At 50.4% G+C, this 12,051-nt stretch carries 11 protein-coding genes; 3 read left to right on the plus strand and 8 right to left on the minus strand.

Translation table 11 applies throughout. The features are described from left to right. Positions 1-86 precede the first annotated feature (86 nt). The 3 genes from KG631_RS17925 to KG631_RS17935 are packed head-to-tail and all read left to right on the plus strand — an operon-like array spanning position 87 to position 3,746. On the plus strand, positions 87-503 hold the full coding sequence (locus tag KG631_RS17925; protein WP_214001000.1) for a hypothetical protein: 417 nt from the start codon (positions 87-89) through the stop codon (positions 501-503). After that, positions 500-1,975 (plus strand): ATPase domain-containing protein, encoded by a 1,476-nt coding sequence (locus tag KG631_RS17930; RefSeq protein WP_214001001.1) that lies wholly within the window; start codon positions 500-502, stop codon positions 1,973-1,975. The genes KG631_RS17925 and KG631_RS17930 overlap by 4 nt, the downstream gene beginning before the upstream one ends. Further along, on the plus strand, positions 1,962-3,746 hold the full coding sequence (locus KG631_RS17935) for an EAL domain-containing protein (RefSeq protein WP_214001002.1): 1,785 nt from the start codon (positions 1,962-1,964) through the stop codon (positions 3,744-3,746). Before KG631_RS17930 ends, KG631_RS17935 begins: the two co-directional genes overlap by 14 nt. Before the next feature lie 51 nt (positions 3,747-3,797). Here the strand turns inward: KG631_RS17935 and nth are convergent, their stop codons facing one another. From nth to KG631_RS17975, 8 genes are all read right to left on the minus strand, one after another. Then, positions 3,798-4,430, minus strand: coding sequence for an endonuclease III (gene nth, locus KG631_RS17940; RefSeq protein ID WP_214001003.1), 633 nt, complete (start codon positions 4,428-4,430; stop codon positions 3,798-3,800). A 13-nt stretch (positions 4,431-4,443) separates the two neighbouring features. Then, on the minus strand, positions 4,444-5,148 hold the full coding sequence (locus KG631_RS17945; protein ID WP_214001004.1) for an electron transport complex subunit E: 705 nt from the start codon (positions 5,146-5,148) through the stop codon (positions 4,444-4,446). After that, positions 5,145-5,777, minus strand: a complete 633-nt coding sequence (gene rsxG, locus KG631_RS17950) for an electron transport complex subunit RsxG (RefSeq protein WP_214001005.1) — start codon at positions 5,775-5,777, stop codon at positions 5,145-5,147. Before rsxG ends, KG631_RS17945 begins: the two co-directional genes overlap by 4 nt. Continuing rightward, positions 5,774-6,841, minus strand: coding sequence for an electron transport complex subunit RsxD (gene rsxD, locus KG631_RS17955; RefSeq protein WP_214001006.1), 1,068 nt, complete (start codon positions 6,839-6,841; stop codon positions 5,774-5,776). The genes rsxG and rsxD overlap by 4 nt, the downstream gene beginning before the upstream one ends. Next, a complete protein-coding gene (gene rsxC / locus KG631_RS17960) occupies positions 6,838-8,790 on the minus strand; it encodes an electron transport complex subunit RsxC (RefSeq protein ID WP_214001007.1) in 1,953 nt (650 codons plus the stop codon). Before rsxC ends, rsxD begins: the two co-directional genes overlap by 4 nt. A gap of 3 nt (positions 8,791-8,793) precedes the next feature. Further along, positions 8,794-9,345: an electron transport complex subunit RsxB gene (rsxB, locus tag KG631_RS17965; RefSeq protein WP_214001008.1), complete on the minus strand. Its 552-nt coding sequence runs from the start codon at positions 9,343-9,345 to the stop codon at positions 8,794-8,796. Then, the gene (rsxA, locus tag KG631_RS17970) at positions 9,345-9,926 is read right to left on the minus strand and encodes an electron transport complex subunit RsxA (RefSeq protein ID WP_214001009.1); all 582 of its coding nucleotides are present in this window, start codon (positions 9,924-9,926) and stop codon (positions 9,345-9,347) included. Before rsxA ends, rsxB begins: the two co-directional genes overlap by 1 nt. 177 nt (positions 9,927-10,103) lie before the next feature. Beyond that, positions 10,104-12,051 (minus strand): GGDEF domain-containing protein (locus KG631_RS17975; RefSeq protein WP_301003981.1); only part of this gene is annotated, 1,948 nt, incomplete at its 5' end.

The following is a 12,051-nucleotide window of genomic DNA, read 5'->3' on the forward strand; positions in this document are numbered from 1 at the left end:
GAACAGAATTGCCAGTCTATTGCCACTACACTGTTGGACTCGAACAGGTTTAATCCAGCCATGTACGAGGTCCATAGGTGCTTTTTATGCAGATACATGATTTGCCGCTGCGACAGCTGATCATTGAATTGACCGAACCTGATGCAGAACAAATGGTGGATACCGCGATTGAGCGGTGGCAGCTGATAGCGGCCCATATGATTTCAATCCTTGGCGAAGGCGGGTTCAATTCACTTTACGAACGCAGTGTCATCCTTACCCAGTCGACATTTCCCTGGCTGTTAAGCAGCGGATGGCAGCCAGAGGCGGATCAGCGATTTATTGCCTTAAGGGCAAGCCTGGAAAGCCAAACCTCGGTGCTAGCCAGTGGAGCAAACGGCCTGCTACTGGCCAATTTTACTGGCATTTTGGAGTCTCTCATTGGCGCGCAGCTTACCAGCCGTATTTTTCGATCAGCTTTGAATGAAAACGCGTCTGCTGATCGAAAAGGAGTTAAAAAATGAGTAAAAAAGCAACTATACGCCGCCTAAGCACAGACGTACCCGGTTTGGACAACCTGTTGGGTGGGGGATTGCCAGAGTTTTCGTTCAATCTGATTGTCGGCCCGCCGGGCAGCGGCAAGACCACGCTCGCCCACCAAATGATGTTCTCGTTGGCCACTCCTGATACCAAAGCACTGTACTTTACCGTGCTTGGAGAACCCGCATTGAAGATGTTGCGTTATCAGCAGCAGTTTGCATTTTTTGATATCAGCAAGATTGAGGAGTCGATCCAATTCGTCAACCTATCAGCAGACCTGTTGGATGGCGCTTTTGACCGGGTTTTGTTGTACATCGCCGAAAAAATCAAAGTCTATGCGCCAAAATTTGTTTTTGTCGATTCGTTTCACTCGCTGGCGCGCTCCGCAAAAGAACATACCCAAGGTGATTTAGATCTGCCGCAGTTTGTGCAACAACTGGGCATCCAAATGAACAGTTGGCAGGCAACCTCATTCTTGATCGGCGAATATGTATTGCCGGAGTCAGAGACCAGCCCCATCTTTGCCATGGCCGATGGCATTGTTTGTCTGTCACAGAGTTTGCATCGCAATTCACTGTTGCGAAAAATTCAGGTGATCAAAATGCGTGGCCAGGCGCAACGGTCCGGTTTACACACATTTCGGATTGATGATGATGGCGTGCGGATTTTCCCCCGGGCTATTGTCAAAGGCTCGATATCGACCAAGGTGGCTCCCGACATTCCCGGCTCAGAGATCCGTGTGGCGGTGGGAACGCCCGGCCTCGATGACATGCTGGGCGGCGGTTTGCCCGTAGGTTACTCGTTGCTGGTGGTAGGGCCATCGGGGTGTGGCAAATCCATATTGGCGACCCAGTTTCTCGCTGAAGGGGTACGCCGTGGGGAGTCTGGTGTTATTGCGGCTTTTGAAAAAAGTCCCAGCCAATTGTTGGGTAATATGAAGCTGTATTCGATGGTTGAGTCGGGAGAAGTGGGCGTGATCAACACCCGCTCGCTGGATTTGTCGATTGACGAGACCTTGCATGACATGCTGAAAATGATTCAAAAAATGAAAGCAAAGCGCGTAGTCATTGACTCTTTGTCAGGATTTGAGCTGGCACTGGCACCTGAATTTAGCGAAAACTTCCGTGCATCCCTGTACCGGATGATTGCCGAACTGACCGACTTGCGTGTCACCATATTAATGACCTCGGAACTGGAAGACCGCTACACCGATTTGCGTTTCAGTCCCTTTGGCAATGCGTTTCTGGCAGACGCCATCATCATGCAACGCTACGTTGAACTCGCCGGTCAATTTAAGCGGGTCATCTCGGTTGTAAAGGTGCGCAGCAGTGCTCACAGCAAAGACATCCGACTATTTGAGATCACCGATGAAGGCATCGTCATCGGCGAAGTGTTAGCGGATTACAAAGGCATCACCACAGGTAGCCCCGGGATCGACCGATATGACAAAGAATAAAAGCCGCGCTGCAGCCAAGACCGGTGAGCAGCCACCGTCGGACCTGACTCAGCAGGAAAAGAAACCTATTTCAGCCAGCCGGGCCATTGCCACTTGGGATGGTAAGAGTGCAAAGCGGGAAAATTCGCTAAGCGAAGACGAAGCAGCCTTGCTGTGCCGAAAAAAATTGGTCGCTGCACGAGAAAATACAGTGAATGCGCGGGAAAGCGCTTCCGAGGCACGTGAAAATACGATGTTGGTGCGCGAAGACGCTGCCCAGACCCGGGAAGAAGCAACCAGTTCACGCGAAGATATTGCCGCCAAGCGTGAGGACGCGCTGCAATTGACACAGCTGGAGTTGCAGCTGAAGTCGTCTGAGCATAACGCCATGCTGCAGGAAGCGAACACCCGTTTGGTGTTAGCCACGCTGGCCGCACAAGGGCAAACAGCACAAATCGAAAAGGTCAGAGTTGAACTGGAGCATCTGGCTCATCATGACATGCTGACCAACTTGCCCAATCGCGTCTTGCTAAGAGACCGCCTGAGCCAGGCCATTGAAGCGGCACATCGGCAAGGTCGGCAGCTCGGCGTTATGTTTATGGATATTGACCGTTTTAAAAACATCAACGACACCTTGGGACATGCTGTTGGCGATCAATTGCTGCAGTCGGTAGCAAGGCGGCTCTTGACCAGTATTCGTGTCTCGGACACCGTCAGCCGGCACGGGGGGGATGAATTCGTGTTGCTGCTGCCCTTCATTGAAGGTCCGGATGGTGCCAAGCTGTCGGCCAACAAGATCCTGACCGCGTTGGCACAATCCTATGACGTGGGCGGGCATAATCTTCATATCACTTTTAGTATTGGCATCGCCATTTATCCCGCTGACGGCGAGGATGCGGAAGCCTTGCTCAAACATGCGGACATTGCCATGTTTTACGCCAAGGAAAGCGGGCGTAACAATTACAGATTTTTTGTGCAGGAAATGATTGAGCGGGCAGTGGAGCGGCAATCTATCGAGGCCAGCCTGCACCTAGCCTTAAAACGAAACGAATTTGTGTTGCACTACCAGCCTAAAATAGACCTGCACAGTGGCGCTATTGTCGGCGTGGAAGCGCTCATTCGCTGGCAGCACCCGCAGCGTGGCTTGCTGCTGCCCGGCCATTTCGTGGCCATTGCAGAAGACTGTGGCCTCATCTTGCCAATTGGTCGCTGGGTGCTGCGCGAAGCCTGTCGGCAAGCGGGTGCCTGGCAGAAATCAGGGCTGCCTACCATTACGGTGGCGGTTAACACCTCCGCACTTGAATTTCGCTCGGAAGCATTTCTGGAAAATGTCCGCGCAACGCTTAAAAACACCGGTTTGGACCCGCACTTGCTGGAAATAGAACTGACCGAAAGCATTCTTATGCGGGATGTGGATTCGACCAATGCCGTGCTGCATTCGCTGTCGGACATGGGTATCAGGCTGTCTATTGATGACTTTGGCACCGGCTATTCAAGTTTGAACTATCTGCGGCGGTTTCCAATTCATACCCTGAAGATTGACAAATGTTTTGTCAACCAGCTTAATGCCAACCCGGACGATGCCACCATTGTGCAGGCGGTCATCAGCATGGGCAAAAGCTTGCATCAACGGGTGATAGCGGAAGGTGTGGAAACACAAGAGCAATATGCGTTCCTGCTAGCTGAGAATTGCGACGAAGGACAAGGGTATTACTTCGGTTTTCCAATGGCGCCGCAGTCGATGGCGGCGTTACTTGAAGCCGGTGGCTCACTGATCCCGGCGTCAGATTAGGTTTTAGTAGCAATAAGTAAGGTTTGCTTAAGTCATTTTGCAGCCATTTGCCTAGTCGGTTTTGTCTTTAAACTCGCATAGGTCCTCAATAATACAACTGCCACATTTAGGTTTGCGCGCCACGCAGGTGTAACGGCCGTGCAGGATAAGCCAGTGGTGGACATCCAGTTTAAACTCGTTGGGTACTACTTTAAGCAGTTTGTGTTCGACTTCGTCAACGTTTTTGCCCACCGCCAGTTTAGTGCGGTTCGATACCCGGAAAATATGGGTATCGACGGCGATAGTTGGCCAGCCAAAGGCGGTATTCAGTACCACATTGGCGGTTTTGCGGCCGACGCCGGGCAGGGCCTCCAGGGCTTCGCGGTTTTCCGGCACTTCGCCAGCGTGTTGCTCCACCAGAATACGGCAGGTTTTAATTATATTTTCGGCCTTGGTGTTAAACAGGCCGATGGTTTTCACATAGTGTTTAACACCATCAACGCCTAAATCCAGCATGGCCTGTGGCGTACGGGCTACCGGAAACAAATGTTTGGTGGCTTTATTGACGCCGACATCGGTAGCCTGCGCTGAAAGCAACACAGCGATTAGTAACTCAAATGGTGAGCTGTATTCCAGCTCGGTCGTGGGCTTGGGATTGGCTGCGCGCAGGCGGCTGAGTATTTCAATGCGTTTTAGTTTATTCACGTTACCAGACCTTTTACTGCGTTGCACCTGTGACCCGGGCGCGGGTAATACCTACCGCTTGATCCTGACGCTGCTGTAACTTCGCATCGATCAGATTTTTCAAAGCGATTAACAGCCCCATGCCGATAAAGGCACCCGGTGGTAACATTGCCAGTAAGAATTGGGTATCCAGCGCAAATATCTCAATACGAAGCGAGGCTGCCCAGTCGCCCAGTAACAAGTCTGCACCATCGAACAGGGTGCCCTGACCTAAAATTTCCCGCATGGCACCCAGTGCTACCAACACCAGCATAAAACCCAGACCCATCATCAGCGCATCTATCGCTGAAGGCAATACCGCATTTTTAGAGGCAAACGCTTCGGCGCGGCCAATAATGGCGCAGTTAGTCACAATTAACGGGATAAAAATGCCAAGCGATTGATACAGGCCGAAGGTATAGGCATTCATCAGCAACTGAACCACGGTAACAAAGCTGGCGATAATCAGCACGAACACCGGAATTCGGATTTCTGATGGCACGACCGTTCTGACCAATGACACCACAACATTTGAGCCTAGCAGTACCAGCAGGGTTGCCATCCCCAGGCCCAGGGCATTGGTTACCGTGCCAGTTACGGCCAGTAACGGACACAAACCCAGCAACTGCACCAGGCCCGGATTATTGCGCCACAAGCCTTGTACTGTAAGCTCCCGAATGTTGGTGGTATTGTCGCTCATTGGCTGGCTCCACAATTTGCTGGCCGGCTAGCCAGTTCCGGTTGTTGTAGTATCAGCAAGCCCGCGTTATAGACCGCAGCAACGACTGCCCGCGGTGTAATGGTGGCGCCGGTAAACTGATCGAACTGACCGCCGTCTTTTCTTACGGCCCAGCTTGCCTGATTATCCGTGCTTATTTGCTCGCCCTGAAAACTGTCAATCCAGGCGGAGCGGCGCCGCTCAATTTTATCACCAAGACCCGGGGTCTCCTGATGGTTCAGGACCCGGCTGCCCAGTACAGTGCCGTCCGGTGTAACGGCGACCATCAGATCAATATTGCTGCTATAGCCATCGGGTGCCGTGGTTTCAACGACAAAGGCACTGATTGCAGTTCCGTCACGTAAGCGGTAAATCGCTTGCGGAGTTGGGCGGCCGAGCAATGCCTCATTACTCACCAGAATGCAGTCGGCCAGCAAGCTCTCACTTGCGCTATTTTGGGGCAAAACATCATTCAGAATAGCTAATTTGTTCGCCAATTGCTGCTCGGCAATTTTCGGGTGGGTTAGTTGATTTATCAGGCCAAGGATCGCTACACACACCAAAGCCACGGCCGCAAGCAACAACGCATTTTTTGATATCGGCAATATCATTTACCTGCTCCTTTTGCTTTGTGGCCGTAAGTGCGTGGGCGGGTGTAATAATCAATTAACGGAACGGCCATATTGGCTAATAAGATAGCAAAGGCTACACCATCAGGATAACCGCCATATTTTCGAATAATAAAAATCATTAAACCTATCAATGCACCATACAATAAACGACCATTATTGGTGGTTGAAGCGGACACCGGATCAGTGGCAATAAAAAACGCTGCCAGCATGGTTGCACCGGAGAATAGCTGAAACAGCGGGCTGGGGTTGCTGTCGGCGGCTGCCAGCCAGCTTAGCAGACTTATCAGAAATAAACTGCCCAACACTGCGGCCGGAATTCGCCAGCCAATAACCCGGAGTTTAACCAGCATTAAACCGCCGGCAAGATAAGCCAGGTTTACCCACAGCCAACCGGCACCGGCGATACCATAGAACACCGGTTGCTGCATGCTTTCAGTTAGGGTAAGACCGGCTGCGAGGTCAGTGCGCAACGTGTCCAGAGGCGTTGCCATAGATACCCCATCAATACCACTTTGTAACTGAGTGATACTGAAACCACTGCAACTGTACTGCGTGAAAACCGCACAGACTGCATCAAGTACACTCAATGACTCAGGTTGCAGACTAACACTGGGCAGCCACTGAGTCATTTGCAACGGAAAAGCGATAAGCAACATAACATAGGCTGCCATTGCCGGGTTGAACAGGTTATTACCCAGGCCACCGTAGAGCTGCTTAACAATGACTATGGCAAAGAAAGTCCCAATAACAATTAACCACCAGGGGGCGTAGGGCGGTATAGCAATGGCAAGTAGCACCGCAGTAAGCATTGCGCTGTGATCTTTAAGGCGCGGCAAAACCGGCTTGGCCCGCAACTGCATAACCAGCGCTTCAGCCAGCCAGGCTGTGCTGATTGCCAGGACTAACTGAATTAGCACGCCATAGCCAAACAGTAGCGCCTGGACGATGATACCCGGGATACAGGCAACCACTACCAGCAGCATAATCTCAGCAGTACTGCGGCTTATTCTGTTGTGTGGCGAGCTGGCAATTTTAAAACTCATGATTTCTCGCTGTCTGCTTGTTTTTTAGCTTTAGCCCGGGCGATAGCGGCGGCAATAGCCGCTTTGCGTGGGTCAGTGGCGGCCTGTGGTGACGACTGCTCAATGGCTTCCGGTTGTTTGGTTTGTTCCGCTTCAACAATCGTTTCCTGCTGCTCTGCCTGAGCCTGGGCTGCCTTTTTGGCTTTTGCTCTGGCAATGGCGGCTGCAACTGCCGCGCTTTTTGCATTTGCTGGCTCAACCGTTGCTGACTCATTAACAGTCGGTTCGCTGCTGACAGCCTGCTCTTGTTTTGCTGTCTCTGAAACTGAGTCCGGTTGCTGGTTGGCGGCTGCCTTGGCCGCCTGATACTCACGAGCTTGTTGTTTTTTCGCTTCACGCTCAGCCAGCACCTGTTCACGGTTAGTTGCCGGGGCGGGTTGCTCAGCTTTTTTTGCTTTAATCCTGGCCAGTGCGTCTGCAACAGCATTACTGTTACTGCCGGTTTTCTGGGCCTGCTCACGTGCCTGAGCCAATTGCTGATTGCGTGCCATCCGCTGCTGTTTTTCCCGCTCCAACCTGGCATTACGTGCTTCGAAGCGGGCTTTGGCTTGTTCGGCTTTTACTGCCTCACGTTGTTGCTCACGGATTTCAGCTTTAGCGACCCGGTAATATTGCACCAGCGGAATTTCGCTTGGACAAACATAAGCACAGGCACCGCATTCAATACAATCAAACAGATTATATTCATCCAGCTTGGCCGGATCTTTGGCTTTGCTGTACCACAGCAACTGCTGGGGCAACAGGCTGGCCGGGCAGGCATCAGCACAGGCGCTGCAACGAATACAGTCAAGTTCATTGCCCGGCTGCGGCAGTTCGTACTGACTGGGGGCAAGGATGCAATTGGTGGTTTTTATTATTGGCACAGTCAAATCGGGCAGGGTAAAGCCCATCATCGGTCCGCCCATAATGACTTTACCAGCGGTTTGCTGCTGATAGCCACAAAATGTCAGGAGATCGCTAACCGGCGTGCCAATTAACGCCAAAACATTCTGCGGTTGACTAAGCGTTTCACCCGTTACCGTAACAATACGCGACAGCAGTGGTTGATCGTCCAGTACGGCCTGAGCAACGGCAAAGGCGGTACCGACATTCAGCATAACAATGCCAATATCAATGGGCCGGCGCCCAGCAGGAACCTCTTTATTGGTTAACAACTGAATCAGCTGTTTTTCGCCGCCTGACGGATATTTGGTTGGAACATCGCGTACATAATAATGTTCGCGTTGACTACAGGCAGCTTTTAATGCTGCGCTGGCGATCGGTTTATCATCTTCAATGCCAATTAAAACAGCTTTTGGGTTCAATAACTTGCAAAGAATATCAATACCTTTGACGATGGTTATCGCGCCTTCCTGAATCAGGGCATCGTCGGCAGTGATATAGGGTTCGCACTCAACAGCATTGATAATCAGATAATCAACAGGTTGGGTTAAACCCGCTTTCAGGTGAGCTGGAAAACCCGCGCCCCCCATGCCGGCAATACCACTTTCCTGGATCCGCTCCAGTAAACTGAGCTTGTCGCTGGTGGCAAGGTTAAGCGGATAGCGGCTGCGCCATTCATCAAGACCGTCAGGCACTAACGTTATGGTAATTTCCGGTAATGCTGACGGGTGGGCACTGGTGTGTTCAGCAATAGCCATGACGGTGCCTGAAGTAGGGGCATGCACAGGTACCGCCATTGAGTTATCAGCACTGGTGAGCGGCTGACCTTTTAAAACCCGCTGACCCTTACTCACCAGAACATGGCCCGCAACACCGATATGCTGGCGCAGCGGAATATATAACCGGTCAGGTAATGGCAATACGCCTATCGGTTTTTGCGCAGTCTGAGCTTTGCGGGTAGGCGGGTGAACCCCACCGTGAAAGTCCCATAACTTTCCTGCCTGAATTTGCTGAAATAAACTCGGCACCTGTTACTCCACCTGAGTTATCGGAATTGCCTTTAAGTCCCACTTCCAACGCTCCGGCGTCGGGGTGACAGGCAACATGTCAATACAGTCAACCGGGCAGGGCTCAACACACAAATCACAACCCGTGCATTCATCGACGATAACGGTATGCATCAATTTTGACGCGCCGACTATCGCATCTACCGGACAGGCCTGAATGCATTTGGTACAGCCGATGCACTCATCTTCTCTGATGTAGGCTACCCGCTTGATTGCCACCGTCTGTGCTGCATTTAATGGTTTGGCTTCCACCCCCATTAAATCAGCCAGTTTGCGAATAGTACTATCGCCACCCGGCGGGCATTTGTTAATGTCATCGCCATTGGCTATTGCTTCGGCATAGGGCCGGCATCCCGGGTAGCCGCACTGGCCACATTGGGTTTGTGGCAAGATATCATCTATCTGCTCAACCAGCGGGTCGCTCTGTACTTTAAACCGAACGGCAGCAAAGCCCAGTAAGCCGCCAAAAACCAGCGCCAGGCCACCCAGGATGAGCAATGCAGTTAATAAACTCATCAGACTTTCACCAAACCGGTAAATCCCATAAACGCCAGCGACATCAGGCCGGCGGTGATCATGGCAATAGCCGCCCCCCTGAACGGTACCGGCACATCAGCCGCAGCCAGTCGTTCGCGCATAGCGGCAAATAATATCAGCACCAGCGAAAAGCCAACTGCAGCGCCAAAGCCATAAATCACCGAGTTTATAAAATTATGCCGTTCATTCACGTTTAATAATGCTACGCCCAGCACAGCACAATTGGTTGTGATCAGAGGCAAAAATATACCTAACAACCGATACAGGGTAGGGCTGGTTTTATGTACCACCATTTCGGTGAACTGAACTACTACTGCAATAACCAGAATAAAGCTGAGGGTGCGTAAATACAGCAGTTCAAACGGCGCTAACAAAAACGTATCGACCAGATAACTGCATATCGAGGCGAGGGTCAGGACAAAGGTGGTTGCCAACGCCATACCAATAGCCGTCTCCAGTTTCGACGATACACCCATAAAAGGGCATAACCCCAGAAACTTAACCAACACAAAGTTGTTAACTAACACTGTACTGATTAGTAAAAGCAGGAATTCAGTCATAGTTGGGCTTAGGTAGTTGCGCTCAGACACTTAACAGGCGGGTATTATGCAATGATGTCTAAGTGGTTACAACCAAACAAACTGTAGGGTTATTACGCCAGCCCCTTACAGTGTCAGGTTTTCATGGCAGTTAACCGGGCCGGTATAACCAGGTTAACTGCCACTAACTAGCCGTAGTTAAATCGGTGCCGGTTTACCGACATAGTAACCCTGGTTACCATCGATAAACAACGACTCCAGCATGTGCTTCTCTTCCTGCGTTTCAACGCTTTCAGCGAATACACCTACACCAATCCGGTGCGCCAGATCGATCATTAAGCGCATAAAATATTGGTTATTTTTATCTTCATCAATTCTGCGGGTGTAACTGCCGTCCATTTTGACGAAGTCTGGTTTTAAATCTCGGAAGAACTTAAACGAGGTAATACCCACGCCGAATTTTTCTACCGTAATACGGGCACCGGCACGGTGGACCATATCGATAAAGCGCTTACTGGTTTTCAGGTTTTGCTGCAAACCAAACTCCGATACTTCAAAAATCAGTTTTGCTGCAATATGGGCATCTTTCAACAAGCGGCGTTCCAGCCAGATAACAAATTGATCATCATGGACACAGCGCGGTGACAAGTTTAAACCGAAATACTGATCCTGCAAATTGCGGTTTTTGATGGTGGTTAATGCCGTTTCGATAATTAACCGGTCGACGGCAATGATTTTATCCAGTTTTTCCGCCATCGCTAAAAACGATGCAGTTGGCAGTACTTGATTTTCCTGAGTTTTAAACCGTACCAGAATTTCAGAATAAGCTTTGGCAGAGCGGTTTGACGGTTGGATAAGTTGGGTTAGTAACGCGATCCGGTTATTATTTAACACGTCTTCAATCACATTGCGCCAGTTCTGATTGCCATAACCACTGCTGGCCATCTCCAGACCGGCCGAGTCTTTTTGTAAATGCCAGGCGTTGGTCTGCTTGGTTTGCGCCAGGCTGATCGACGTATCGGCAACGGCCAGCAACTCCCCCAGTGCTTTGCCACTTTCGTAAGTTACCAGACCGGTATAGGCGATTGAATCGAGCTCGGCATTTTTCTGGTATTCGTTAAAGCGGCTTTGCAGTTGCAGAGCAAAGTTCTCGGCTTCTTTCGGCGTTATGCGGGGCAGGAGAATGCCAAAATCAGAGCTGTTTAAGCGGAATATTCGGGCGTCTTTGTAAGCGTCGGCCACTTTGCGCACAATATTAGCGACATCTTTAATGTATTGATCGCCTTCCTGATAACCGCGGGTCTGATTCAGGCTCTGTAACTCGGTACAGCGGGTAATTGCAAACACCCCAAAGTCAGTTTCCTTGGATACTTTACAATGGTCTTCATAATACTGGACGAATCGGTTGCGATTGGGCAGGTCGGTTACCGGATCTTTATACGCTTCTTCTGCTATCTGATAAGCCGCAGTGGTCATCTCACTGTATTGTTTTTTGCTATAATTGGCCAGTTTTTGTAAAGCAACATTAATGTCCGAAAACTCAGGTGGAATATTGTTCCAATTTGGCTCAGCTTTTTGCGGGTCCTGAATAAAGCCATCAATCAGTTGGTTAACGGCTTTAGATGTTTTGCGGTAACTACGGTTAATACTGCTTTTAGCAATAATAACGGTTAACCAGCCAATGATAAAAGGGGCTAACAGCAGGATAAAACCCAGTTGTTGCAGGGGGGCCAGCATCGGCTTGTGATTAAGTTGATAGCTAAGCTGAATACCGTGTTCTTCACTTCGCAGCAAGACCGGCCTGAACTGGCTGCCAGCCGTTTGCAGTGCCCACATTGCGGCAGTAGTAGCAGAGCGGGCACTATTCTGTTCGTGTAAAACCGTGCCATCAAGCTGGCTAATGCGTAGGCTTTGTAAATCAAAACTCCGGTCTAATTGCCTGCTAAGTACTTTGGCATCGCCTGAAAGATGATGGGCTAAAATTTGTTCAATGGTATTACGCGCATTCCGTTCGCGAATCTCCACCAGTTGTTGACTGTATATTACCAGAGCTGACACGGTAACCGCTGCCAGTAATATTGCAGTAAGCAATTGTGCCATTAATAAGGTTTTAAATATCTTCATAAGCCCTGACCACCAAACATAA

Source organism: Arsukibacterium sp., from assembly GCF_018402695.1.
Taxonomy (GTDB): Bacteria; Pseudomonadota; Gammaproteobacteria; order Enterobacterales; family Alteromonadaceae; genus Alishewanella.